This window comes from Streptomyces sp. NPDC005863 (assembly GCF_042871345.1).
Lineage (GTDB): Bacteria > Actinomycetota > Actinomycetes > Streptomycetales > Streptomycetaceae > Streptomyces.
The window spans coordinates 45,568-71,739 of sequence record NZ_JBIAII010000003.1 but is presented as its reverse complement, the minus strand read 5'-3'; the positions used below and the strand labels follow the sequence as shown (position 1 = coordinate 71,739).

The window sequence follows — 26,172 nt, the reverse complement described above, 5'->3', positions numbered from 1 at the left end:
AGGCATATGCGAGACCTTGCATAAGTAGCCGTTACCTGGCGGTTTCGAACCCGTGATCACGGGGCATGAGCCGTAAGCGCTGCGGGCAATGAGGCCCGTGTCGCTTTGCCGCTCAGGGCCCACGGCCACGGATCTGTCCGCAAGGGCCCTCTCTGAACCGCTCCCACCTCAGCGAGCGGTGTCCACATGGTGGAATGAACTATCCGCTTTTCGAGAAGCGTTCCATCATGTAACCTGCACGAAATTTCGCCAGGGCCAACGTCGTCCCTTGCTTTTTGTTCTTGCCTCGACGACGACGGGAGTGCCGATGCGTACCCACGCCTGGTCGCCCATGGACGGTCGCCCCGCCCCCCAGGGGATGTACGACCCCCGCAACGAACACGACGCCTGCGGTGTCGGGTTCGTGGCCACCCTCACCGGTGTGGCCAGCCATGAACTGGTCGAACAGGCGCTGACCGTACTGCGCAACCTCGAGCACCGCGGCGCCACCGGCTCCGAGCCGGACTCGGGCGACGGTGCGGGCATCCTGCTCCAGGTCCCCGACGCCTTCCTGCGCGAGGTGGCCGGATTTAAACTCCCGGCCGCCGGTGCCTACGCCGTCGGCATCGCCTTCCTGCCGGTCGACACCGCCGGCACCACGGACGGCGCCGTCTCACAGATCGAGACGATCGCCTCCGAGGAGGGCCTGACGGTCCTCGGCTGGCGCGACGTGCCCGTCGCCCCCGAGCTGCTCGGCGCGACCGCCCGCGCGACCATGCCCGTCTTCCGGCAGATCTTCGTCGCCGACGGCGACACCGAGGGCCTGGACCTTGACCGCAAGGCCTTCCTGCTGCGCAAGCGCGCCGAGCGCGAGGCCGGCACGTACTTCCCCTCGCTCTCCTCGCGCACCATCGTCTACAAGGGCATGCTGACCACCGGCCAGCTGGAGCCCTTCTTCCCCGACCTGTCCGACCGCCGCTTCGCCACGGCCGTCGCGCTCGTCCACTCCCGCTTCTCGACGAACACGTTCCCGAGCTGGCCGCTCGCGCACCCGTACCGCTTCGTCGCGCACAACGGCGAGATCAACACGGTCAAGGGCAACCGCAACTGGATGCGCGCCCGCGAGTCGCAGCTCGCCTCCGACCTCTTCGGCGCGGAGAAGCTCGACCGGGTCTTCCCGATCTGCACCCCGGACGCCTCCGACTCCGCCTCCTTCGACGAGGTCCTGGAGCTCCTGCACCTCGGCGGGCGTTCGCTGCCGCACTCCGTCCTGATGATGATCCCGGAGGCCTGGGAGAACCACGCCTCCATGGAGCCGGCCCGGCGCGCCTTCTACCAGTACCACTCCACGATGATGGAGCCCTGGGACGGCCCGGCCTGCGTCACCTTCACCGACGGCACCCAGGTCGGCGCGGTCCTCGACCGCAACGGTCTGCGCCCCGGCCGCTACTGGGTCACCGACGACGGCCTCGTCGTCCTCGGCTCCGAGGTCGGCGTCCTCGACATCGACCCCGCCAAGGTCGTCCGCAAGGGCCGCCTGCAGCCGGGCCGGATGTTCCTCGTCGACACCGCCGAGCACCGCATCGTCGAGGACGACGAGATCAAGGCCGGACTCGCCGCCGAGAAGCCGTACCAGGAGTGGCTGGAGGCCGGCGAGATCGAGCTGTCCGACCTGCCCGAGCGCGAGCACATCGTGCACACGCACGCCTCCGTCACGCGCCGCCAGCAGACCTTCGGCTACACCGAGGAAGAGCTGCGCATCATCGTCGCGCCGATGGCCAAGACCGGCGGCGAGCCGCTCGGCTCCATGGGCACCGACACCCCGATCGCCGCCCTCTCCGAGCGACCCCGGCTGATCTTCGACTACTTCACGCAGCTGTTCGCGCAGGTCACCAACCCGCCGCTGGACGCCATCCGCGAAGAGCTCGTCACCTCGCTGCACAGCTCGCTCGGCCCGCAGGGCAACCTCCTGGAGCCGACCGCCGCGTCCTGTCGCAGCGTCACCCTGCCCTTCCCGGTGATCGACAACGACGAGCTGGCCAAGCTCATCCACATCAACGCCGACGGCGACATGCCCGGCATGAAGGCCGCGACGCTCTCCGGCCTCTACCGGGTCGGCGACGGCGGCGCCGCGCTCGCCGCCCGTATCGACGAGATCTGCGCCGAGGCCGACGCCGCCATCGAGGCCGGCGCCCGCCTGATCGTGCTCTCCGACCGGCACTCCGACGCCGAGCACGCGCCGATCCCCTCGCTGCTGCTCACCGCGGCCGTCCACCACCACCTCATCCGCACCAAGCAGCGCACCCAGGTGGGCCTGCTCGTCGAGGCGGGCGACGTGCGCGAGGTCCACCACGTGGCCCTCCTCATCGGCTACGGCGCCGCGGCCGTCAACCCCTACCTCGCGATGGAGTCCGTCGAGGACCTCGTCCGCGCCGGCACCTTCCTGCCCGGCATCGAGGCCGAGCAGGCCATCCGCAACCTCATCCACGCCCTCGGCAAGGGCGTCCTGAAGGTCATGTCCAAGATGGGCATCTCCACCGTCGCCTCCTACCGCGGCGCCCAGGTCTTCGAGGCCGTCGGTCTCGAAGAGGCCTTCGTGGACCGGTACTTCAGCGGTACGACCACGAAGATCGGCGGCGCCGGACTCGACGTCATCGCGCAGGAGGTCGCCGCCCGGCACGCCAAGGCCTACCCGGCCTCCGGCATCCCCTCCGCGCACCGCGCGCTGGAGATCGGCGGCGAGTACCAGTGGCGCCGCGAGGGCGAGCCGCACCTGTTCGACCCCGACACGGTCTTCCGCCTCCAGCACTCCACGCGCAGCCGCCGCTACGACATCTTCAAGCAGTACACGGGCCGCGTGAACGAGCAGTCCGAGCGCCTGATGACGCTCCGCGGACTCTTCGGCTTCAAGAGCGACCGCCCCTCGATCTCCATCGACGAGGTCGAGTCCGCCGCCGAGATCGTCAAGCGGTTCTCCACCGGCGCCATGTCGTACGGCTCGATCTCCCGCGAGGCGCACGAGACCCTCGCCATCGCCATGAACCAACTGGGCGGCAAGTCCAACACCGGTGAGGGCGGCGAGGACCCGGAGCGCCTGTACGACCCGGCGCGCCGCTCCTCCATCAAGCAGGTCGCCTCCGGCCGCTTCGGCGTGACCAGCGAGTACCTCGTCAACGCCGACGACATCCAGATCAAGATGGCGCAGGGCGCCAAGCCCGGCGAGGGCGGCCAGCTGCCCGGACACAAGGTCTACCCGTGGGTCGCCAAGACGCGTCACTCGACGCCCGGCGTCGGCCTGATCTCGCCGCCGCCGCACCACGACATCTACTCCATCGAAGACCTCGCCCAGCTGATCCACGACCTGAAGAACGCGAACCCGCAGGCGCGGATCCACGTGAAGCTGGTCTCCGAGGTCGGCGTCGGCACGGTCGCCGCGGGCGTCTCCAAGGCGCACGCGGACGTGGTGCTCATCTCCGGCCACGACGGCGGCACGGGCGCTTCGCCCCTGACGAGCCTCAAGCACGCGGGCGGCCCCTGGGAGCTCGGCCTCGCCGAGACCCAGCAGACCCTGCTGCTCAACGGCCTGCGCGACCGCATCGTCGTACAGACCGACGGCCAGCTGAAGACCGGCCGCGACGTCATCATCGCCGCGCTGCTCGGCGCCGAGGAGTTCGGTTTCGCGACCGCGCCGCTCGTCGTCTCCGGCTGCGTCATGATGCGCGTCTGCCACCTGGACACCTGCCCGGTCGGCATCGCCACGCAGAACCCGGCGCTGCGCGAGCGCTTCTCCGGCAAGGCCGAGTACATCGTCAACTTCTTCGAGTTCATCGCCGAAGAGGTCCGCGAGCTCCTCGCCGAGCTCGGCTTCCGCTCGATCGAGGAGGCCGTCGGCCACGCCGAGCTCCTCGACACCGAGAAGGCCGTCAGCCACTGGAAGGCGCAGGGCCTGGACCTGGAGCCGCTGTTCCACGTGCCGGCGCTGCCCGCGGGCGCCGTCCGGCACCAGGTCACGGTCCAGGACCACGGCCTGGAGAAGGCGCTCGACAACGAGCTGATCAGGCTCGCCGGCGACGCGCTCGCCGCGGCCGGCGCGACCGACGCGCACCCGGTCCGCGCCCAGGTCGCCATCCGCAACATCAACCGCACGGTCGGCACCATGCTCGGCCACGAGGTGACGAAGAAGTTCGGCGGCGCCGGTCTGCCCGACGACACCATCGACATCACCTTCACCGGCTCGGCCGGCCAGTCCTTCGGCGCCTTCGTGCCGCGCGGCGTGACGCTGCGCCTGGAGGGCGACGCCAACGACTACGTCGGCAAGGGCCTCTCCGGCGGCCGCATCGTGGTCCGCCCGGACCGCGGCGCCGACCACCTCGCCGAGTACTCGACGATCGCGGGCAACACCATCGCGTACGGCGCGACCGGCGGCGAGCTGTTCCTGCGCGGCCGCACCGGCGAACGCTTCTGCGTCCGCAACTCCGGTGCCACGGTGGTCTCCGAGGGCGTGGGCGACCACGGCTGCGAGTACATGACCGGTGGCCACGCGGTGGTCCTCGGCGAGACGGGCCGCAACTTCGCGGCCGGCATGTCCGGCGGCATCGCGTACGTGATCGACCTCGACCGCGACAACGTCAACGCGGGCAACCTGGGCGCCGTCGAACCGCTGGACGACACCGACAAGCAGTGGCTGCACGACGTCGTGCGCCGCCACCAGGAGGAGACGGGCTCGACCGTCGCCGAGAAGCTGCTCGCCGAGTGGGACACCGCCGTGGAGCGGTTCAGCAGGATCATCCCCAGCACGTACAAGGCAGTGCTCGCCGCCAAGGACGCCGCCGAGCGAGCCGGTCTCTCCGAGACCGAGATCACCGAGAAGATGATGGAGGCGGCGACCAATGGCTGATCCCAAGGGCTTTCTCAACCACGGCCGCGAGGTCGCGCAGACCCGCCCGGTCGGCGAGCGCGTCCAGGACTGGAACGAGGTCTACGTTCCCGGCTCGCTCCTCCCGATCATCTCCAAGCAGGCCTCGCGCTGCATGGACTGCGGCATCCCGTTCTGCCACAACGGCTGTCCGCTCGGGAACCTGATCCCGGAGTGGAACGACTACGCCTACCGCGAGGACTGGTCGGCGGCGCAGGAGCGCCTGCACGCCACCAACAACTTCCCGGAGTTCACCGGCCGGCTCTGCCCGGCCCCGTGCGAGTCGGCGTGCGTGCTCGGCATCAACCAGCCGCCCGTCACCATCAAGAACGTCGAGGTCTCGATCATCGACCAGGCCTGGGACCGCGGCGACGTCGCGCCCCAGGCCCCGGAGCGCCTCTCCGGCAAGACCGTCGCCGTCATCGGCTCGGGCCCGGCCGGTCTCGCCGCCGCCCAGCAGCTGACCCGGGCCGGCCACACGGTCGCCGTGTACGAGCGCGCCGACCGCATCGGCGGTCTGCTGCGCTACGGCATCCCCGAGTTCAAGATGGAGAAGCGGCACATCAACCGCCGCATCGAGCAGATGCGCGCGGAGGGCACCAAGTTCCGCACCGGCGTGGAGATCGGCCGCGACATCGACGCGGCGAAGCTGCGCAGGCGGTACGACGCGGTGGTCATCGCGGCCGGCGCCACCACCGCCCGCGACCTGCCCGTCCCCGGTCGTGAGCTCAAGGGCATCTACCAGGCGATGGAGTACCTCCCGCTGGCCAACAAGGTCCAGGAGGGCGACTACGTCACCACGCCCGTCTCCGCCGAGGGCAAGCACGTCGTCGTGATCGGCGGCGGCGACACCGGCGCGGACTGCGTGGGCACCGCCCACCGCCAGGGCGCGGCCTCGGTGACCCAGCTGGAGATCATGCCGAAGCCGGGCGAGGACCGCGCGCCGCACCAGCCGTGGCCGACCTTCCCCATGCTGTACAAGGTCACCTCCGCGCACGAGGAGGGCGGCGAGCGGGTCTACGCCGTCAACACGACCCACTTCGAGGGCGACGAGGACGGCAACGTCCAGTTCCTGCACCTCGTCGAGGTCGAGTTCGTCGAGGGCAGGCTGACCCCGAAGCCGGGCACCGAGCGGAAGATCCCCGCCCAGCTCGTCACCCTCGCGATGGGCTTCACCGGCACCGACCGGGAGAACGGCCTCGTGGACCAGTTCGCCCTGGAGCTCGACGAGCGCGGCAACGTCGCGCGCGACGGCGAATTCCAGACGAACGTCCCCGGTGTCTTCGTCGCCGGCGACGCCGGGCGCGGCCAGTCGCTCATCGTCTGGGCGATCGCCGAGGGCCGTTCGGCGGCGCGCGGCGTGGACCATTTCCTCACCGGTGCGAGTGACCTTCCGGCCCCGATCCGCCCCACGGACCGCTCCCTGACGGTCTGACCCGTAAGGTATGACCCGTACGGTTTTGGCCGTACGACCCCTATACGTCCCGTACAACGGCGTACGGAACTGAGCGGCGCCCGCCTCGTCCCCGACCGGACCTGGGCGGGCGTCGTCGCGTCCGGACCCGTCTTGGCCCGGCCCCGATGAGGGCGCCCCGTGCAACGGATGCGTTGCATGGGGCGCAATGCTATGAGCGTATGTTGCGTCACCCGCAACCCTCATTACGGTTCGGCCGCTTATACCAATGGGTCTAGACCGCCTCGGCCAGGTGTGACCACAATCGCTCCCACCAATCGGAACCTGGAGGGGGCCGGCATGAATCGACGTGTCATCGCCGCTGGTTGTATCGCCATGAGTCTCGGACTGACCGCCACGGCGTGCGGTGGGGATGACGGCGACGAGGGCGGCAGCGCCACCGACGGAAAGGGCAAGACCCTGACCGTATGGATCATGGAGGGGACCAACCCCGACGCGCGCCCGTTCTTCAAGGAGGCCGGGAAGGCCTTCGAGAAGAAGACCGGCGCGAAGATCCACGTCGAGTACCAGCAGTGGGCCACCGCCCAGAAGAAGTTCACGACCGCCATCGAGGGCGGCTCGGACCAGGTGCCCGACGTGGCCGAGGTCGGCACCACCTGGGTGCCGCAGTTCGCGGAGACCGACGCGCTCGTCGACGTCACCGACAAGGTCAAGGAGTCGGGCCTCGGCAACGACCTGGTCGAGGGCCTCAAGGACGCCGGCACGCTGGACGGCAAGCAGTACGGCATGCCCTGGTACGCGGGCGTCCGCTCGATCGTCTACCGCAAGGACATCTTCGAGAAGCACGGCCTCAAGCCCCCGACCACCTGGAAGGAGCTGGAGGCGACCGCCAAGGCGCTCAAGGCGAAGGAGCCGAAGATGGTCTCCTTCCCGGTGGCGGGCGGCGCGGAGATGTTCGCGACCCCCTTCATCTGGGGCGCGGGCGGTGAGCTCGCCACCGAGTCCGGCGGCAAGTGGAAGTCCGGCGTCAACTCGCCCGAGGCCATCAAGGGCATCGAGTACTACACGGGCCTCGCCACCAAAGACAAGGTCTCCCCGGCCAAGGTCAACACCTGGACGGAGAAGGAGGTCGGCGACGCCTGGAACAAGGGCGAGATCTCCATGGCCATCGGCGGCAACTGGACCCCGAAGGCCATCGTCGAGAACAACCCCGACCTCAAGGGCAAGCTCGGCGCCGTCCCCATTCCGGGTGAGAACGGCGGCATGAGCAAGTCCTTCCTCGGCGGCTCCTACCTGTCCACCTTCGACACGGACAAGAAGGACCTCGCCTGGGAGTTCGTGAAGATGCTGACCACCGGCGAGTTCGCCGCCAAGTGGGCCGAGCAGAGCAACTACTTCCCCGGCCAGAACTCCGAGCTGAAGAAGATCGAGGCGAAGAAGGACCCGCTGGTCGAGCCGTTCGCCAAGCAGATGCTGGAGGCCGGCGCGACGGTCCCCAAGACCAAGTCGTACGGCGAGATCCAGGCCTCGAAGGTCATCCCCGGCATGATCCAGTCGATCCTCACCGGCAAGTCGTCCGTGAAGGAAGCGGCGGACAAGGCGGCCAAGGACATGGACGCCATCTTCGCCAAGGACGAGTAGAAAAGGGCGAGTTCCGCAACTTGAAGGACTTACCGTGAAAGACACGCTCGTCAGCGGGGAGCCGAAGATCCCGGCTCCCCGCGGCCCCCGGCAGCCCGACGTCGCGGCCGAGGCGGCCCGTCGCCGCAAGAAGTTCGTCACCCTCACCCGTCCCTGGCTGCTCCTCGCCCCCGCCCTCGTGGTCCTCGCGGGCCTGCTGCTCTGGCCGCTGATCCAGGTCGGCAAGCTCTCCCTGCAGGACTACAAGGTCAAGTTCGGTGGCGGCGTCGGCACGTACACCGGCTTCGACCACTACGGCGACCTGCTCTCCAGCGGCCTGCTGTGGAAGACGGTCCTGCCCAACACCGTCTTCTTCGCCGTCGCCTGCGTCGGCCTGACCGTCGCGCTCGGCACCCTGGTGGCCCTGCTGCTCAACCGCCTCGGCCCGACCTGGCGGATGATCTGCTCCATCGCGATCCTCGCCGCCTGGGCCATGCCGGCGGTGACCGGCACGTACGTCTGGATCTGGCTCTTCCAGCCCCAGGACGGCATGGCCAGCCAGATCGCGGGATCGATCGGCCTGATCGACCCCGAGACCACCAACTGGTTCACCGAGCGCGGCCCGTTCTACGCCATCGCCACGCTCAACGTCGTCCACCACGGCTTCCCCTTCGTCGCCATCACCGTCCTCGCGGGACTCATGACGATCCCCAAGGAGCTGTACGAGGCGGGGGAGTTGGACGGGGCCAATGCCTGGCAGCGGTTCTGGAACATCACCGTGCCGACGATCAAGCCGGTCTTCCTCGTGGTGACCATCCTCTCCACCATCTGGGACTTCAAGGTCTTCACCCAGGTGTATCTGCAACCCGGCGGCGACGGCTCCAACGAGGACGTCTACAACCTCGGCGTCTTCTCCTACATCCAGGCCTTCGCCAAGAACGACTACGGCACGGGCGCCGCGGCCGCGGTCCTGCTGACCGTGCTGCTCCTGATCATCACCGTCGTCTACATCCGCACGCTGTTCCGGCAGGGGGAGGAGGACCTGTGACCCGCCGCACCACGCTCGCCTCGCGCATCGGACTGCCGGCCGCGGTCGCCGGGCTCCTGCTCTTCACGCTCTTCCCCGTCTACTGGATGATCTCCACGGCGCTCGACCCGAAGGCCGCCCTGCGCGGCTCGGACCTGCTGCCGAGCGGTCTCAGCCTGGAACACTTCGAATTCGTCTTCGACAAGGGCAACTTCGGCACGTATCTGCTGAACTCCGCGCTCGTCGGCCTCGCCACGATCGTCGCGGCGGCGCTGCTCTCGCTCTTCGCGGCCATCGCGGTGGCGCGGTTCAAGTTCCGCTTCCGCACCTCCGTGCTGATCATGATCCTGGTCGTGCAGATGGTGCCGCTGGAGGCCCTGGTCATCCCGCTCTTCATCCAGATGCGGGACTACGACCTGCTCAACTCGCTCCTTGGCCTGAGCATCGTCTACATCGCGCTCTCGCTGCCCTTCGCGATCTGGACGCTGCGCGGCTTCGTCGCGACCGTGCCCAAGGAGGTCGAGGAGGCCGCCTACATCGACGGGGCGTCCTGGCCGCGGATGTTCTGGTCGGTCCTGCTGCCGCTGGTCGCGCCGGGGCTCGTGGCCACCTCGATCTTCGCCTTCATCACGGCGTGGAACGAGTTCGTCTTCGCGTACACCTTCATGAAGGGCAGCGACAAGTACACGGCCGCCGTGGGCATTTACCAGTTCTTCGGCGAGAACTCGACGGCCTGGGGCCCGGTCATGGCCAGCTCCACGCTGGTCACCGTGCCGGTGATGATCTTCTTCGTGATCGTGCACCGGAAGCTCGGCTCGGGCCTCGCGGCGGGCGCGGTCAAGGGCTGACGGCCGGCCGGCGGGTGTACGGGGTCACGGCACTTTGTACGTCTCCCCGTACACCTTCCAGGTCAGCGGCGTCTTCAGGGCCAGATTGCCCTCGTCGAGGAAGGTGCGCTGCGCGGTGTCCACGCGGGAGGTGTCGCGGTGCGCCGTCTCCCGCTTCATCGCGGCGCGGCGGACGTCCAGGAAGGCGTCGAGGTACGCCTTCTCGTCGCCGCCCCGGGACGGCGGATCCGCCCGCTTCATGGCCGCCTCGCGCAGGCCCTGGAAGGAGCGGGGGCCGGGTCCTGGGCCGTGCATGACCAGCGCGTCGTAGTAGATGAACTGGCCGAGCGAGCCGAGGCCGTCGCGCTCGGCCCTGCGCACCGCCGGGTCGAAGTAGCCGCGGTCGCGTGCCCGGTCCTGGGCCCTGCGGAACGCGGGCTTCGCCGCCTCCGCCTTCCAGGCCCCGGTGAAGCCGGCGCCCAGGCCCTGGTGCGAGTCGCTGCCGTCCACCTCGCGCAGGGCGGGCAGATAGCGTGCGAGGCCGTTGTGCGGATGGGACCTGGTGTACCGCTCGACGAGGGCCAGCAGGTCGTGCGTGCCGGTGCAGAAGCCGATGAGGCCCGCGGTGTAGCCGCGGCCGTCGCCGATGTCCTCGACGTAGCCGTACTGGCCGCGCCAGTCCAGCGTCGAGTTCTCCGCGCTCGACACCAGCTGCTGCGCCAGTTCCTTCTTCGCGGGCGCGGCGAGTCCGCGGTCCCGCCCGCCGTTCCCCGCGTCGCTCCGGTCCGGGGCGCCGCCCGCGAGACACGCGGCCGTGGCGGCGAGCGGGACCACGGCGAGCAGGAGGAGACCGGCGCGTTTCATCCGGCCAAGATTACGTGGACACGACCTGCGGGACGTCCCGTGGCTCCCACCCGGCGTCGGCCCGCGGGGCCCCACTCTATTGACTAAAAGTCAATTCGGCGCCAGTCTCTGGTCCCGGACCCGGCCATGCGGCCGGCCAAGGGAGGCGACGTGGACACCGAGACACGGCAGCGACGCGAGCGACTCGCCGCGGAGCTGCGCGACCAACCACCGCAATCCTTCGGGCAGTTGACGCCCGACCAGCTCACGACGCTGGCCGACGCGCTGGAGCGGCAGCGCGAGAGCCGGGCCGCGGGACTGAACGGAGCCGCCGAGGAGGCGCTCAAGCTCGTGCCCGCGCTGGCCCGCGGTCCCGTCCGCCGGATTCTCTTCCGATAGCCGAGTGGAGCGAGGAGTCAGCATGGACAAGCTGCGCGGCAGGGCCGAGACCCGCAAGATCGCCCACCTGCTCGACGTCGAACCGGACACGCTCGCCTTCCTTCAGGGCCTGCCCGTCGAGGACGTACGCCGCTTCCGCACCCAGAGCGTCGCCGCGCTCTTCGACCGGGCGCCCGACATGCTCGACCGGATCGCGGCCGCCACCAGGCTCGTACCGGCCGGCGTCGCGGCCGCCATCTCGCAGAAGGCGCTCGGCCCACGCCTGGCCGCCGCCGTCGCGGGACGGCTCGAACCCGCCCGCGCCGCCGACATCATCGAGAAGCTGCCGGTCTCCTTCACCGCCGAGTCCTGCGGCCACCTCGACCCGCGCCGCATCGAGGGCATCGTCGACCGCCTCGACGAGGACCTGGTCGTCCGCATCGCCGTGACCCTCGCCGAACGCGGCGACCACCTCACCATGGGGCGCTTCGTCGGCCATCTGTCCGACGCCGCGCTGCGGCGCATCCTGCCCTCGGTCGACGACGCCGCCGTACTGAAGACGGGCTTCGCGATCGACGTGCCCGAACGGCTCGGCCACATCATCGACCTGATGGGCCCCGACCGGCTCGCGGCCGTCATCGGCTCCGCGGCCGCCGACGGCCTGTGGCCCGAGGCGCTGGCCGTCGCCGGCATGGTGACGGGGGAGCAGCGCGGCCGCATCGCCTCGCTCGCCGCAGGACAGCCGCAGCACCGGCTCGATTCCCTGGTCGCCACGGTCGCGGAGCAGGACCTGTGGGAGTCCCTGCTGCCCCTGGTCGCGCTGCTCGACGACGAGGAGCGGCGCGCGGTGGCCGAACTGCCCTCGCTGCGGGACGCGGACGTGCTCGCCGGGATCGTGCGCGCGGTGGTGGTCACCGGGCTGTGGGCTCAGTTCCTGCCCCTGGTCGAGGTGTTGCCGCCACAGGCCCGTACGGTCGTCGCGGGCACGGCGGGGGCGCTGCCGGAGGCCGACCTGGACGCGCTCGCCCGGGAGGTCGACAAGCAGGACCTGTGGGAACTGGTCATGCCGCTGGTCGAGTTGATGGACGACGACGCGAAGACGCGGATCTTCGCGCTGCCGGCGTTCCAGGAGCAGGGGGGCGGGGGCGAGGGCGGGGTGTCCGGGGCTCGTCCCTGACCGGTGGAGCCCCGCGGGCCGGTCACCCCGTCGTCGACCCGCCGTCCACGGTGAACTCCGCGCCCGTGACGTACGACGAGGCGTCCGACGCCAGGAACAGCACCAGCTCGCCGACCTCCTCCGGGCGGCCCATCCTGCCGAGCGGCAGGTGCGACCAGTCCCGCCCGGCGGAGGCCGCGGAGATCATCGGGGTGTCGATCGCCCCCGGATGCACGGAGTTGACCCGCACCCGGTGCCGCGCCAGATCCAGCGCGGCGGAGCGGGTCAGACCGCGCAGCCCGAACTTCGTCGACCCGTACGCCGCGTGGCCCGGGATGCCGACCAGGCCCGCCGTCGACGACACGTTCACGATCGAGCCGCCGCCCACCTCCTTGAACGCGGGCAGCACCGCCTGGATGCCCAGGAACGGTCCGAGCAGATTGACCCGGACCAGCTCCTCGAAGTTCTCGTACGTCTCGACCTCCACGGACGCCGTGCGCCACAGCGCGGCATTGTTGACCAGGGCGTCCAGCCGCCCGAAGGCGTCGAGCGCGCCCGCCACGGCCGAGGCCCAGCTCCGCGCGTCGGTGACGTCATGGCGTACGAACAGCCCCTGGCCGCCCAGGGAATCGGCGACCTCGCGGCCCTCCTCCTCGCGTACGTCCGTGACCACGACCCGGGCCCCCGCGGCCGCGAACAGCCGGGCCTCCGCCGCTCCTTGGCCGCGTCCCGCACCCGTGATGAGGACGGTTCGGCCGTCCAGTCCGTAGGAGATCCTTCGCGTGTCCCCGGAATCCATGTCACCCTCCATGCATGCCGAATCGGCATGTGTCTAGCAGCCATATGGGCAAGCCGGAAGGGGCGGGACGAAGCGATGGGACCTGCGATCAGTCTGCGCAAGGTGGAGGACTCGGCGCCCGCGCTGGTCGACCTCTACAAGAGCGCCGGGGTCTCCCTGCGCAAACACGGTCTCGAAGGGGCGCGGGCGGCGGTCTACCTCGTCGTCGACTACTCCGGTTCCATGCGGGAGTACTACAAGGACGGCAGCGTCCAGGCCCTCGCCGACCGGGTGCTCGGGCTCTCCGCGCACCTGGACGACGACGGGGTCGTGCCCACCGTCTTCTTCTCCACGGACATCGACGCGGTGACGGACATCGCGCTGGACAACCACCGCGGCCGGATCGACGCGATCGTGGCCGGGCTCGGGCACATGGGCAAGACCAGCTACCACCTGGCGATGGACGCGGTCATCGACCACTACATGGACAGCGGCTCGCGCGCGCCCGCCCTCGTCGTCTTCCAGACCGACGGCGGCCCCATCAACAAGCTCGCCGCCGAACGCTATCTGTGCAAGGCGGCCAAGCTGCCGCTGTTCTGGCAGTTCATCGGGTTCGGCGACCCGAGGAGCAAGCAGTTCGACTACCTCCGCAAGCTCGACGAACTCGCCGTCCCCGCCAAGCGCCCGGTCGACAACGCGGGCTTCTTCCACGCCGGGCACGACCCCCTGGCGCTGCCGGACGACGAGCTCTACGACCGGCTCGTGGGGGAGTTCCCGGCGTGGCTCGCGGCGGCGCGGGCGGGCGGGATCGTGCCCCGAGCGGAATGAGGGTGCCCCGAGCCGGATGAGGGGCCCTAGTCGACCATGCGCCGGCGCAGCTTCAGGATGGTGCCGGCGTCGAGGCCGAGCCCCTTGGACAAATAGCCCGTGAAGCCGCCGTACCGCCGCGTCGCCTCGTCGAGCGCCGTGCCGAGGTAGTCGGTGCGGACCTCCTGCAGCGGGATGACCAGGTCCGGGTTCTCCATCAGGCCGCCCTGCTTGAGCGCCGCCCGCAACTGGGCGTCGTACGCGGCCCGGTAGGTGTTGGACGCCAGGTAGTCGTCGACGGCGGTCCGCTCCGGCACGCCGACGAGCCGCAGCAGCAGATACGTCGTCCAGCCGGTGCGGTCCTTGCCCGAGGTGCAGTGGTAGAGCAGCGGCGTACGGCTGTTCGCGACGGAGCGCAGGGTGGCCGCGAACTGGGCGCGGTTGGCGGAGTCGGTGACGAAGGTGCGGTAGACCTCCCGCATGAACGCGGCCGCCTTGCCGTTGCCCAGCATCTCCTCCTGCTTGACCGGGTCCTTGGAGCCGATGGCGGTGAGGAGCTGGGCGAACAGGCCGTTGTCCGTGACCGGCCGGGAGACCGCGGCGACCCCGGCGGGCAGCCGGTCCGCCCCGTCGTACTGCACCTCGGCGGGCACCCGGAAGTCGACGACCGTCTTCACCCCGAGCCCGGCGACCGTGCCGAGGTCGGCGTCGGTGAGCTTGTTGAGGGCATCGGCACGGAAGACCCGCCCGTAGGCGACCCGCTCCCCGTCGTACGTCCGGTATCCGCCCACGTCACGCACGTTGACCGAGCCCTGGAGCGGAATGTGGTGGACGGTGCCGGCGGCGCGCGGCGCGACCGGAACGGCGGCTCCGACGGGCGCGGCGCCCCCGACGGGCACGGCGGCCCCGGCGGGCCCGGCCCAGAGGGGCAGGGTGCCCAGGACGAGAGCGGAGACGACGAGCCCGGTCGCGGTACGGGTACAGGTTCGGGTTCGGGGGCGAATACGGGTGGAATGGGGCGTGGTACAGGGACGAGAGATGCGCATCGGTTCGCCTTTCTCCGGACCAACCAAGCGATTGTTTGGTAGAAGGTAGCGAGGCGCCCGTGCGGGAGGAAGGGTCGCGTACGAGAAACTGACGTAAAGTCAAGTTTGTAGACCGGCAGGCGAGTTGGCCCGTGGGGGAGACGGGGCGGGGTTACTCGGAGAGGCGCGCGGCCGCCCGCCGCTGACGCTCGGCCGCTCCCTCCAGGAAGCGCGTGACGGTCTCCAGCTCCTCCGTCGTGAACTCCTCGTAGAGCTCCCCGACTTCGCGCGCCCAGTCGGTGAACGTCGCCTCCAGCCCGGCGAGTTGCTCCTCGCGGATCTCGACGAGTACGCGCCGCTTGTCCGTGGGGTGCTTGACGCGCCGGACGAAGCCCTTGCTCTCCAGGCGGTCGACGAGCCCGGTCACCGAGGCGGGAGCGAGAGCGGTGCGCTCGGCCAGCTCCTTGGCGGTGAGCGGACCGCCGCGCTGCAGCAGGTCGAGGGTCTTCGTCTCGGTCGCGCCGAGCCCCTGCCGGGCGGCGACCGCCGCGTGGAACATCACGGTGACCGCGCTGCTCTCGCGTCCGGCGGTGGTGAGCCGCTCGATCGCCTCGGCGCGCCGCCACTCGGCGCGGACGTCCGGCTCTCCGTGGGGTGCGTGGTTCTCGCGGTCCCCGCGTGACGTCCGCGAGCTCTCGCGCGGCGTCCGCGTCCGGGAGCCGCGCTTGCTGTCCGTACCGCGTGTACCGCCTGTACCGCCCGTACCGCCTGGACCACCTGTACCGCCTGGACCACCTGTGCTGCCCGTACTGCCGGCACCGCCCGTACCGCCCGTGCTGCTCCTGTCGCCCGTGCTGCTCATGCGGGACACCTTAGTTCATATTTCGTTCGACCGAACGAACTACTTGCGATCACGTCGGCGCCCGTGCCACGCTTTATTTCGTTCGCCCGAACGAAATAAATCGGGCACCCCTGCCGTGCGAGTCTCTCTGGAGCCAACATGCCCCCCGCCCCGCCGACCCAGCCCCGCCCCCACTCACCTTCACCCTCGGCCTCCACCTCGCCCTCCACCCCGCCCTCCGCGCCGACGCCCGAGAGCGGCGGCCCCACCGCGCCCCACCCCCGGCGCTGGGCCGCGGCCGCCGTCATGATGATCGCCGCGCTGATGGACCTGCTCGACGTGACGATCGTCAACGTCGCGATCCCCTCCATAGGCCGTGAGCTGGGCGCCTCCGAAGGGGCCCTGCAGTGGATCGTCTCCGCCTACCTCCTCGGTTTCGCCGCCACGCTGATCGTCTCCGGGCACCTGGGGGACCGTTACGGACGCAAGAGCCTCTTCCTCGCGGGCACCGCCGCGTTCGGGCTGGCGAGTCTGGCGTGCGGGGTCGCGCAGTCGCCCGGGCAGCTCGTCGCGGCGCGCGCCGTGCAGGGGGTCGCGGCGGCGCTGCTCATGCCGCAGGTGCTCGGGTCGCTCCGCACCCTCTTCCAGGGCAAGGAGCGCGGCGCCGCCTTCGGGATGTACGGCGCCGTGGCCGGCTTCGCCTCGGCCGTGGGGCTGCTGCTCGGCGGCGTCCTCACCGACGCCGACCTCTTCGGGTGGGGCTGGCGCTCCGTCTTCCTGGTGAACCTGCCCGTCGCGGTGGCCACCTTCGCCGCCGCGACCGTCCTCGTGCCGGCCACCCGTGAGCGGTCCGCCGGGCGCCCCGACGTCCTCGGCAGCCTCGTCCTCGCCGGCTCGCTCGTCGCCGTCGTGCTTCCCCTGGTCCAGGGCCGGGCCAATGGGTGGCCGGTGTGGGGCTGGTGCTGCCTCGCGGCGGGGGTGCTCGGTCTCGCGGGGCTCGGTGTGATCGAGGGCGGCCGCCGCTTCGGCGCCACCGTGCCGCTGCTGCCCTCCCGCGCCTTCCGGCTCCCCAGCTTCTCGGTGGGGGTCCTCGTGCAGCTCCTCTTCTCCGTCGGCATGCAGGGCTTCTTCCTGGTCTTCGCGATCTGGCTGCAGGGCGGCGAGGGCTACACCCCCCTGCAGGCGGGCGTCGTCACCGTGGCCTTCTCCGTCGGCGGGTTCCTGACCGCCCCGGCTGCCGACGGCCTCGCGGTCCGGTTCGGGCGGCTCGTCCTGGTGGCCGGGGCGCTGCTCATGGCGGGCGGCTTCTGCTGGGTGTGGGCGGCGGTCACGGACTCCTCGGCGCACCACACCGGGGCGTGGCCCCTGGTGCCGGGGCTCGTGACGGCCGGTGCCGGGCTCGGCTTCCTCGTCGTACCGCTGGTGAACGTCGTGCTGTCCGCCGTGCCCGGTGAGATGGCGGGCGCGGCCTCCGGGATCTTCGCGACGGCCCAGCAGTTCGGCGGGGCGCTCGGTGCCGCGGTCATCGGCACGATCTTCTTCGGCCACGCCGCCGACGGCCCGACGGACGCGCTCGGCGCGGCGATGCCGTGGGTGGCGGCAGGCTTCGGCCTCTGCGCGGTGCTGTGCCTGGCGCTGCCGGGGCGGGCGGTGGTCGCGGCCGAGTGAGCCGGGAGGCGGTCGCTCGCGGGGCCGGGAACAAGGGGTCCCGCGGGCGTGTTAAGGTTATGCGTTGCAGTTTTGGTACCCATGAACTTTATGTGCGTCTGACGGGAATGCTCCGAGGACGCAAAATTGTTTTTCCGGTTCTCTCCGGTATATGGGGGTCATTGCAGCGCTGGAGATTCGCAATTCGGTGTTTCTCCATTCACTGCCCCTGTTGAGGAGATTGACATGGCAACCGGCACCGTTAAGTGGTTCAACTCGGAAAAGGGCTTCGGCTTCATCGAGCAGGACGGCGGCGGCCCCGACGTCTTCGCCCACTACTCGAACATCGCGTCCTCCGGCTTCCGTGAGCTCCTGGAGGGCCAGAAGGTCTCCTTCGAGGTCACCCAGGGCCAGAAGGGCCTGCAGGCCGAGAACATCGTTCCTGCCTGATCGCCGCAGCGCGCGAACCTCACAGCCGAGGCCCGCACCGGAAGGTGCGGGCCTCGGCTTGCGCTGTCATCGGGCCCGACCGGGCCCAGAGCCGCTCCGGCTCAGAGGTCCGGAAGTCCAGCGACCAGGAAGGCATCACTGAATGAACCGCCCCGAACGTCCGGCGCGCCCCGCCCGCAAGCGCCCCGCCACCGCAGGTGGAAAGGGCCGGCCGAACGGCCAGGCAAAGGGCTCCGCGCACTCTTCGCATTCCGCGAAGAAGTCCGGCGGCCGCAAGCCGAGGCCGGTACAGGGCGGCGAGTTCGCACTGCCCGAGAGCAGCACGCCCGCACTGCCGTCGGTCGAGGCCTTCGGTGACCTGGACATGCCCGAGGCCCTCCTCAAGACGCTGGCCGCCCAGGGCGTGACCGAGCCGTTCCCGATCCAGGCGGCCACCCTCCCCAACTCCCTCGCCGGGCGCGACATCCTCGGCCGCGGACGCACCGGCTCCGGCAAGACCCTCGCCTTCGGCCTCGCCCTCCTGGCCCGTACGGCGGGACAGCGCGCCGAGCCGAAGTCGCCGCTCGCCATGGTCCTGGTCCCCACGCGCGAGCTCGCCCAGCAGGTGACGGACGCGCTCACCCCGTACGCGACCTCCGTGAACCTGCGCATGGCCACGGTCGTCGGCGGCATGTCGATCACCCGGCAGTCCGGGACGCTGCGCCGCGGCGCCGAGGTCCTGGTCGCCACCCCCGGCCGCCTCAAGGACCTCATCGAGCGCGGCGACTGCGACCTCTCCCGGGTGCGCGTCACCGTCCTCGACGAGGCCGACCAGATGGCCGACATGGGCTTCATGCCGCAGGTCACGGCGCTGCTCAAGCAGGTCGGGCAGGGCGGCCAGACCATGCTGTTCTCGGCGACGCTCGACAAGAACATCGACCGCCTGGTCCGGATGTTCCTGACCGACCCCGTCGTGCACTCCGTCGACCCCTCCGCGGGCGCGGTCACCACGATGGAGCACCACGTCCTCTACGTCGCCGACGAGACGGACAAGAAGGCCGTCGCGATGCGGATCGCCGCCCGCGAGGGTCGCGTGATCATGTTCCTGGACACCAAGCGAGCGGTGGACCGCTTCACCAAGCGGCTGCTCGCCAACGGTGTACGGGCCTCCGGCCTGCACGGCGGCCGCTCGCAGCCGCAGCGCAACCGCACGCTGGACCAGTTCAAGACCGGCCAGGTCACCGCGTTGATCGCGACGAACGTGGCGGCGCGCGGCATCCACGTCGACGACCTCGACCTGGTCGTCAACGTCGACCCGCCGAGCGACCACAAGGACTACCTGCACCGAGGCGGCCGTACCGCCCGCGCCGGCGAGTCCGGCAGCGTCGTCACCCTCGTACTGCCCGACGAGAAGCGCGACATGACGCGGCTGATGTCCGACGCGGAGATCCGCCCGAACACGGCACGCGTCTCCTCCTCGGACGAGGAGCTGACCCGGATCACCGGGGCGCGCGAGCCCTCCGGCATCCCGGTGGTCATCGAGGTGCCGCAGCCGCAGCAGCAGCCCACCGCACGGACCGGCGCGCAGCGCCGCCGCCGCCCCCGCGGGTCCGGAGGCGCGGCCACCGGAAACCAGGGCCAGCGCACGGTCCCCCGCCAGGGCCAGTCCGGCCAGACCAGAACGGGCTCCACCGCAGCCGGCGCCAACGGCAACGCCCGCCGCCGCAACCGTGCCGGTGGCGGCGGCTCCCAGGGCGGCCGCCGCTCCGCAGCCTGACCCCGCCGGCACCACCGCCGTGAGCCACGCGAGCCCCCACGCCCCCGCACCCGCGTACGAGACGGGAGGGGACGTGGGGGTATGTGCGCACGGAGCACCGAGCACGCTGTAGCAATGTTGTCCGCGAGGCGTGGCGAACAGTGGATAGCGAGTACGCACATACCCCCGCGGCCCCGCACCCACAAACAAAGCGAAGGCGCAGACACCAGACGCCCACGCCCCCGCACCCAAGAACGGCCCCAAGGCGCAGACGCCCACGCCCCCGCACCCAAGAACCGCCCCCAAGGCGCAGACGCCTACGCCCCCGAGAACCGGCCCCAAGAACCGGACCCCAGGCGCAGACGCCACGAAGGAGCCCGCCCGATGACACCGGAGCGCGAACCCGTCGACCTGCCCCTGCTGGACGTGCAGGCCGACGACCGCACCGCACTCCGCGCCGACTGCGCCAACTGCTTCGGGCTGTGCTGCGTGGCCCTCACCTTCTCCAGGTCGGCGGACTTCCCGGTGAACAAGGACGCGGGCACACCCTGCACCAACCTCCGGGCGGACTTCCGCTGCGGCATCCACCGCGACCTGCGGGACCAGGGCTACCGGGGCTGCACGGTGTACGACTGCTTCGGAGCGGGCCAGCACGTCTCGCAGGTCACCTTCGAGGGCCGCGACTGGCGCCAGGACCCGGCCACGGCACGCCAGATGTTCGCGGCGCTCCCGATCATGCGGCAGCTCCACGAACTGCTCTGGTACGTGACCGACGCGCTCGCCCGCCCGCAGACCCGCCCGATCGCCGCCGACCTGAGGCGTGCCCGCGCCGCGACGGAGCGGCTGACCCGGGGCACCCCCGAGGCCGTCGTCGAGACGGACGTGGCGACCCACCGCAACGAGGTCAATCAACTCCTCCTGCGCGCCAGCGAACTCGTCCGTGCCGAGCACCTGAGCCAAGGCAGGACCAGCAACGGCACCGGCAACCGCAACCGCAACCGCAACGGCAAGGGCGCGAAGAAGAACCGCAGGGGCGCCGACCTCATCGGCGCCCGCCTCACCGGCGCCGACCTCAAGGGCGCGGACCTGCGCGGCGCCTACCTCATCGGCGCCGACCTGCGCGACGCGGACCTGCGGGGGGCCGACCTGATCGGCGTGGACTTCCGCGACGCGGACCTGCGCGGCGCCGACCTCACCGACGCGCTCTTCCTCACCCAGTCACAGGTGAACGCGGCCAAGGGCGACGACCTGACCAAGCTGTCGTCCACCCTGGACCGCCCCGCCCACTGGTCGGCGGCCTGACCCCGAGACCCCCGACACCCCCTACGCGTCACACTCCAGCACCGTCCGGCACAGCACGCACCGCACCCGCGTCCGCCCGTGCGCCGGCACCCGGATCCGCTGGTGGCAGGTGGGACAGGGAAAGGTCACCTTGAGAACCCCCGCCTCAAGCGAGAACGAGTAACCCTCACCCCCGAGACGGCCCGCACCTCCACCCTCAAGACGGCCCCCACCCCCACCCTCCCGCGCAGCCCGCCGCTCCTTCGCGTACCGCCGCCGCCCCGCCCACCCCGCCGCCGTCAGCGGCGGCTGCCGCTCGTCGAGGCGGGCCCGGGCGAGCCCCTCGGTGTACGCCGTGTACGCCTGCGCGCTGGTGAACCAGGTCTCCGGTGCCTCGCCGAAGGCCGACGCCCGCTTGGCCAGGACGTAACCGAACTCCTCCGGGGTGAGGTAGCCGAGCTTCTGCGAGGACGCGCCGTCCTCGCGGTAGGCGTCGAGCAGCAGCCACCCCGCCCCGAGATAGGTCGTGGCCGTGTCGGTCAGGATCTCGTTGTCGCGCGTGCCGGGGAACGACAGGTCGAGCCGGTGCAGATAGACGTGCATGACCTCGTGGGCGAGGGCCGCGCCGATGTCCCTGCGGTGCGTGCGGAAGCGGTCGTTGAGTTCGACGAAGTACTCGGGCCCCGCGGCGAGTTCGACGGACGCGGCGTGTTCCATCGCGCGGAATCCGACGATCATCCGGGCGTCGGGCAGGCGCAGGTGCCGGACCATCTCGCGGGCGACCCGCTGCACGCCGAGGTACAGGTCGTCCTCGTCGCCGAAGGCCACGTCGGCGGGGGCGACGCTGGTGTCGAAGGTGTGGACGGTGTCGTACGAGAGGCGTTTGTAGAGCGCGGTCACGGCGGCGCGCACCGTCTCCAGGTGAGGGAAGCCGTGCACGACTGGACCGCCGCCGACCGCCACGTCCGTACCTCCTGACGCCACCCCGCCGGGCCGCTCAACTCGCCTCCACTGTAAGGGCGGTGGCGGCGCGGCGGAGGGGTCCGTGCGGGGGACGGTGGCGGCGCGGGGGAGGGCCCCGTGCGGGGCACGGCGGCGACGGCGCACGGCATCACGACATGCCGTGGCCGAAAACCGCCCCTTGTCCTGAGCGGACACCGATCTCCATAATCCGCAACAACGCTTTGGCGGGCTCATGCCATCCACGCGCGTTCCGTGCGGAAGGACCGGGCCCGTCACGCGTGCATCCCCCCACGAACCCCCCACGAAGGGAAGTCAGTTGAAGACCAAGCTGCGTGGAGTGAAGAGAGCCGCCACCCTCGGTGCGATCGCCCTCGCCACCGTCAGCCTTCAGCCCGTGGCCGCCTCGGCTGCACCCCACCCGGGCCCCCAGCCGGGTGAGCGCGTCGTCGGCGGCACCCCTGCCGAGCAGGGTGAATTCCCGTTCATGGTCCGTCTGTCGATGGGCTGTGGCGGCGCGCTGTACGCCAAGGACGTCGTGCTGACCGCCGCGCACTGCGTCGACGGCTCCGGCGACAACACGAGCATCACCGCCACCGGCGGCGTCGTGGACCTGGAGAGCCCCGACGCGGTCAGCGTGAAGTCCACCAAGGTCCTGCAGGCGCCCGGCTACGACGGCAAGGGCAAGGACTGGGCGCTCATCAAGCTCGCCGAGCCGATCGACCAGCCCACCCTGAAGATAGCCAAGGACGCCACGTACAACGAGGGCGACTTCACCATCGCCGGCTGGGGCGCCGACAAGGAGGGCGGCGACCAGCAGCGCTACCTCCTGAAGGCGACCGTCCCGTTCGTCAGCGACGCCGACTGCCAGGCCGCGTACGGCGACGACCTCACGCCCGGCGAGGAGCTCTGCGCCGGCAAGCTCGCCGAGGGCGGCACGGACACCTGCCAGGGCGACTCCGGCGGGCCGATGTTCCGCAAGGACGAGGCCGGCGAGTACGTGCAGGTCGGCATCGTCAGCTGGGGCAACGGCTGCGCGCGGCCGAAGTTCCCCGGCGTCTACACCGAGGTCTCCACCTTCGCGGCGGACATAGAGAAGGCGGCGTCGGAGCTCTGACCGGTTCCGTACGTCCGCCCACCTGAACGGCCCCCCGGCGCGGGGCGCCCGCTTCCTGCGGCGCCCCGCGCCGTCGCGTCGTTCCAGAGTCCAGCGGGCGCCCGGCGTCGTCGCGTTAGTCCAACACCTGTCCCTCCTTTGTCCATGGGCGCACCGGCACCGGCCGCCGCATCGTGAGCGGCACGAATCCAGTCCCACGTCCGTCCCATGGAGGGGTGCCCCATGCCGCCGTCAGACACGACCGGACCGAGCCGCAGAACGGTGGTCGCGACGGGTGCGATCGCCGGAATGGGCGTCGCCGTCGGAGCGGGCGGCAGCGCCTTCGCCGCGTCCTCCTCGCTCCCCGCGGGGCGCGCGGCGGGCGAGGCGGTGCTGCGCTCGGCCGATCTGGACGTGCGCGTCGCCACCGCCTTCCCGAGCGTCGTCTCCTACACCGACCGCGCGAGCGGCGCCGTGCTGCACGGCCGGGCGGCGGGCGCCGTCACCACGGTCCTGATCGACGAGGCCGAGCACACCCCGAAGGTCACCGCGAAGGCGTCCGGCCGCCGCATCGCGTACGTGCTCTCCTTCGACGGCGGCACCCGGATCGACGTCGAGATCGCGGTCGAGGGCCGGCAGGTCCACTGGCGCGTCACGAAGATCGCGGACACGGCGGCGCTGCGCGTCGGCACCCTGCGCGTCCCCGGCCTCGCCCTGCTCTCGGTCCGCGCCGACCAGCCAGGCGCCGCCCTCCTCGCCGCCAAGGTGCAGCTGGACAAGGCCAAGAGCGGCGACACCCTCGTACGCCCCGCCGCCGGCACCCCCGCCGAGGCACCCGTCGGATGCGCGTACGCCGTCGTGGCGCACGACGGGCTCGGCGGCGCGATCGAGACGAACACGGTCTACGACAAGCCCACTTCGGAGGCGGGCACCACCTGGGAGAACGGCCGTCTGTGGCGCGAGACGGTGCGGGACGGCGACCGCGTGGAGGCCCGGCTGACCCCCGGCCAGTGGACGCACCGGGCGGCGACCGCGCCCGTCGACGCCACCGAGCCCCTCCCGTACGCCACCGTCGTGATCACCGGCGACCGCAACGGCGACGGCGTCGTCGACTGGCAGGACGCCGCCATCGCCTTCCGCGACATCATGGTGACCCCGCTCGGCGCCGACGAGCAGCATCTGCGGGTCGTCCCGCACATCCCGTTCAACTTCGCCTCGCAGGCCACCAACCCGTTCCTCGCCACGCTCGACAACGTCAAGCGGATCCACCTGGCGACCGACGGCCTGCGCCAGTACACGCTCCTCAAGGGCTACCAGTCGGAAGGCCACGACTCCGCCCACCCCGACTACGCGGACAACTACAACACCCGCGCCGGCGGCCTCGACGACCTCAACACCCTGGTCCACGAGGGCAAGAAGTGGAACAGCGACTTCAGCGTGCACGTCAACGCCACCGAGTCCTACCCCGTCGCCCGCGCCTTCTCCGAGAAGCTCGTCGACAAGAGTGACGAGCAGTGGGACTGGCTCGACCAGAGCTACCGCATCGACCAGCGCCGCGACCTGGTCTCCGGCGACATCATCAAGCGCTTCGCCGACCTGCGCGGCCAGACGGACAAGGGCCTCAACGCCCTCTACATCGACGTGTTCCGCGAGTCGGGATGGACCTCCGACCGCCTTCAGCGCGCCTTCCGCGACCAGGGCTGGACCATCACGTCGGAGTGGGGCCACGGCTTCGAGCGGTCCTCGCTCTGGTCGCACTGGGCCACCGAGACCGACTACGGCGGCGACACCTCGCGCGGCATCAACTCCCGCCTGATCCGCTTCGTGCGCCACCACCAGAAGGACGTCTTCGCCGACAAGTGGCCCACCCTCCTCGGCGTCGCCCGCATGGGCAACTTCGAGGGATGGGTCGGCAAGACCGACTGGCACGCCTTCTACGACCTGATCTGGACCCACTCGCTGCCCGCCAAGTACCTCCAGGCGAACCCCGTCAAGAGCTGGGGCGAGCACGAGATCGCCTTTTTCGGGGACGGGGCGACCACGGTCTCCGATGCCACCGGCGAGCGGCGCATCACCACCGGCGGACACATCGTCTACGAGGACGGCCGCTATCTGCTGCCGTGGGAGCCCCGCAAGGCGCACGATCCCGCCAAGCTGTACCACTACAACCCGGCGGGCGGCGCCAGCAGTTGGCAGCTCCCGCGCGGCTGGGCACGCCGCTCCCGCGTGGCGCTGTACCGCCTCACCGACCAGGGGCGCGTCTTCGAGTCGTACGTCTCCGTGGCGGGCGGAAAGGTCACGCTCAAGGCCGACCCCCAGCAGCCCTACGTCCTCTACCGCGAGCGCGCCGCCGCCCTGCCCGACCCGAAGTGGGGCCAGGGCACCCCGCTGCACGACCCCGGCTTCCACTCCGGTTCCCTGAAGGGCTGGCAGGTCAGCGGCCCCGCCGCGGTGAAGCCCAGCACCCTCGGCGACCACGAACTGGTCATCGGTGCGGGCGGCGCCGCCGCGGTCGGGCAGCGGCTCGCCCGCCTGCGGGCCGGCACCTATGTCGCCTCCGTGCAGGTCGAGGTCGGCGAGAAGCCGGGGGAGCGGCGCAAGGCCGCCCTGGAGGTGCGCACCGCCGACGGCGTCACCGCAGCCAACTTCACCGAGACCTCGACCGCCGGCAACTACGTCGCAGCCGACCGCAAGCACGGCACCCGCTTCCAGCGCATGTTCACGTTCTTCACCGTCCCCGAGGGCGGCGGCACGGCCCAGCTGACCCTGCGCGCCGAGGCGGGACAGGCGCGCGTGCGCTTCGACAACGTACGGATCACCGCCACCGCCCGCCCGGCGAAGCGCCCCCGCGCCACCCTCGTCCACGAGGACTTCGAGCATGTCCCGCAGGGCTGGGGCCCCTTCGTGAAGGGCGACGCGGGCGACGTCACCGACCCGCGCACCCACATCGCCCAGCGCCACGCCCCCTTCACCCAGCGCGGCTGGAACGGCAAGGTGATCGACGACGTCGTCGACGGCACCAACTCCCTGAAGTCACGCGGCGAGAACACCGGCCTGGTCTACCGCACGGTCCCGCACACCGTCCGCTTCACCCCCGGCAAGCGCTACCGCGTCTCCTTCCGGTACGAGAACGAGAAGGCGGGCCAGTACGCGTGGATCACCGCCACCGACGAGCCGGCACCCCGCGAACTGGAGCGCAGGGAACTGCCGGTGGCGACCGAACCCACCACCCTCGTCCACGAGTTCACCGCACCGGAGCGGGGCGAGGCCTGGGTGGGCCTGTGCAAGACCGGTGAGGACGGCACGGCGGAGTTCGTGCTCGATGCGTTCGAGGTCACGGAGGTCTGAGGAGCCGCACGCGACGGAGCCCGCCCCTTGCCGGGGGCGGGCTCC

General features: G+C 70.9%; 19 protein-coding genes. 14 read left to right on the top strand and 5 right to left on the bottom strand.

What is annotated here, in order from left to right; all coding sequences use genetic code 11:
* The first annotated feature begins 307 nt into the window (after positions 1-307).
* The 5 genes from gltB to ACFYO9_RS12665 all read left to right on the top strand — a co-directional run bounded on the left by gltB (position 308) and on the right by ACFYO9_RS12665 (position 9,803).
* The gene (gltB, locus tag ACFYO9_RS12685; protein WP_358778493.1) at positions 308-4,876 is read left to right on the top strand and encodes a glutamate synthase large subunit; all 4,569 of its coding nucleotides are present in this window, start codon (positions 308-310) and stop codon (positions 4,874-4,876) included.
* Positions 4,869-6,329, top strand: a complete 1,461-nt coding sequence (locus tag ACFYO9_RS12680) for a glutamate synthase subunit beta (RefSeq protein WP_358778494.1) — start codon at positions 4,869-4,871, stop codon at positions 6,327-6,329. Before gltB ends, ACFYO9_RS12680 begins: the two co-directional genes overlap by 8 nt.
* A 354-nt stretch (positions 6,330-6,683) precedes the next feature.
* Positions 6,684-7,949 (top strand): sugar ABC transporter substrate-binding protein, encoded by a 1,266-nt coding sequence (locus ACFYO9_RS12675; protein WP_358778495.1) that lies wholly within the window; start codon positions 6,684-6,686, stop codon positions 7,947-7,949.
* Between the two features lie 67 nt (positions 7,950-8,016).
* A complete protein-coding gene (locus ACFYO9_RS12670; protein WP_388666342.1) occupies positions 8,017-8,976 on the top strand; it encodes a carbohydrate ABC transporter permease in 960 nt (319 codons plus the stop codon).
* Positions 8,973-9,803, top strand: a complete 831-nt coding sequence (locus ACFYO9_RS12665; protein ID WP_355813402.1) for a carbohydrate ABC transporter permease — start codon at positions 8,973-8,975, stop codon at positions 9,801-9,803. Before ACFYO9_RS12670 ends, ACFYO9_RS12665 begins: the two co-directional genes overlap by 4 nt.
* A 24-nt stretch (positions 9,804-9,827) precedes the next feature.
* Here ACFYO9_RS12665 and ACFYO9_RS12660 read toward each other — a convergent pair whose 3' ends face one another.
* On the bottom strand, positions 9,828-10,646 hold the full coding sequence (locus ACFYO9_RS12660; protein ID WP_358778496.1) for a chitosanase: 819 nt from the start codon (positions 10,644-10,646) through the stop codon (positions 9,828-9,830).
* Between the two features lie 150 nt (positions 10,647-10,796).
* On the opposite strand from ACFYO9_RS12660, the gene ACFYO9_RS12655 reads away from it, so the two are divergent.
* Together ACFYO9_RS12655 and ACFYO9_RS12650 are read left to right on the top strand one after the other, a co-directional pair.
* Entirely contained in the window at positions 10,797-11,024 is a 228-nt protein-coding gene (locus tag ACFYO9_RS12655; protein WP_358710737.1) for a hypothetical protein, read from the top strand.
* Positions 11,025-11,046: 22 nt separating this feature from the next.
* On the top strand, positions 11,047-12,180 hold the full coding sequence (locus tag ACFYO9_RS12650; protein ID WP_358778497.1) for a hypothetical protein: 1,134 nt from the start codon (positions 11,047-11,049) through the stop codon (positions 12,178-12,180).
* A gap of 22 nt (positions 12,181-12,202) precedes the next feature.
* On the opposite strand, the gene ACFYO9_RS12645 is transcribed toward ACFYO9_RS12650, so the two are convergent.
* On the bottom strand, positions 12,203-12,958 hold the full coding sequence (locus tag ACFYO9_RS12645; RefSeq protein WP_358778498.1) for a glucose 1-dehydrogenase: 756 nt from the start codon (positions 12,956-12,958) through the stop codon (positions 12,203-12,205).
* Positions 12,959-13,033: 75 nt separating this feature from the next.
* On the opposite strand from ACFYO9_RS12645, the gene ACFYO9_RS12640 reads away from it, so the two are divergent.
* Positions 13,034-13,765 (top strand): VWA domain-containing protein, encoded by a 732-nt coding sequence (locus tag ACFYO9_RS12640; protein ID WP_358778499.1) that lies wholly within the window; start codon positions 13,034-13,036, stop codon positions 13,763-13,765.
* Between the two features lie 26 nt (positions 13,766-13,791).
* Here the strand turns inward: ACFYO9_RS12640 and ACFYO9_RS12635 are convergent, their stop codons facing one another.
* On the bottom strand, positions 13,792-14,643 hold the full coding sequence (locus tag ACFYO9_RS12635; RefSeq protein ID WP_358778500.1) for a tyrosine-protein phosphatase: 852 nt from the start codon (positions 14,641-14,643) through the stop codon (positions 13,792-13,794).
* Between the two features lie 298 nt (positions 14,644-14,941).
* On the bottom strand, positions 14,942-15,631 hold the full coding sequence (locus ACFYO9_RS12630; RefSeq protein WP_355813383.1) for a MarR family transcriptional regulator: 690 nt from the start codon (positions 15,629-15,631) through the stop codon (positions 14,942-14,944).
* A 138-nt stretch (positions 15,632-15,769) separates the two neighbouring features.
* On the opposite strand from ACFYO9_RS12630, the gene ACFYO9_RS12625 reads away from it, so the two are divergent.
* The 4 genes from ACFYO9_RS12625 (at position 15,770) to ACFYO9_RS12610 (ending at position 20,744) form a co-directional block, all read left to right on the top strand.
* Entirely contained in the window at positions 15,770-17,278 is a 1,509-nt protein-coding gene (locus tag ACFYO9_RS12625) for an MFS transporter (RefSeq protein WP_358778501.1), read from the top strand.
* A gap of 225 nt (positions 17,279-17,503) precedes the next feature.
* Positions 17,504-17,707: a cold-shock protein gene (locus ACFYO9_RS12620; protein ID WP_030362889.1), complete on the top strand. Its 204-nt coding sequence runs from the start codon at positions 17,504-17,506 to the stop codon at positions 17,705-17,707.
* A 142-nt stretch (positions 17,708-17,849) separates the two neighbouring features.
* On the top strand, positions 17,850-19,463 hold the full coding sequence (locus ACFYO9_RS12615) for a DEAD/DEAH box helicase (RefSeq protein ID WP_355813376.1): 1,614 nt from the start codon (positions 17,850-17,852) through the stop codon (positions 19,461-19,463).
* A gap of 363 nt (positions 19,464-19,826) precedes the next feature.
* Positions 19,827-20,744 (top strand): pentapeptide repeat-containing protein, encoded by a 918-nt coding sequence (locus ACFYO9_RS12610; protein WP_358778502.1) that lies wholly within the window; start codon positions 19,827-19,829, stop codon positions 20,742-20,744.
* Between the two features lie 21 nt (positions 20,745-20,765).
* Here the strand turns inward: ACFYO9_RS12610 and ACFYO9_RS12605 are convergent, their stop codons facing one another.
* Positions 20,766-21,686 carry a hypothetical protein gene (locus tag ACFYO9_RS12605; protein ID WP_358778503.1) on the bottom strand — a complete coding sequence of 307 codons (921 nt, stop codon included), beginning with the start codon at positions 21,684-21,686 and terminating at the stop codon, positions 20,766-20,768.
* Between the two features lie 232 nt (positions 21,687-21,918).
* Here ACFYO9_RS12605 and ACFYO9_RS12600 point away from each other — a divergent pair, with 232 nt between their 5' ends.
* Both ACFYO9_RS12600 and ACFYO9_RS12595 read left to right on the top strand, forming a co-directional pair.
* Positions 21,919-22,800, top strand: coding sequence for a S1 family peptidase (locus tag ACFYO9_RS12600; RefSeq protein ID WP_388666237.1), 882 nt, complete (start codon positions 21,919-21,921; stop codon positions 22,798-22,800).
* 222 nt (positions 22,801-23,022) lie between these two features.
* Positions 23,023-26,127, top strand: a complete 3,105-nt coding sequence (locus ACFYO9_RS12595; RefSeq protein WP_358778504.1) for an endo-alpha-N-acetylgalactosaminidase family protein — start codon at positions 23,023-23,025, stop codon at positions 26,125-26,127.
* The last annotated feature ends 45 nt before the right edge of the window (positions 26,128-26,172 follow it).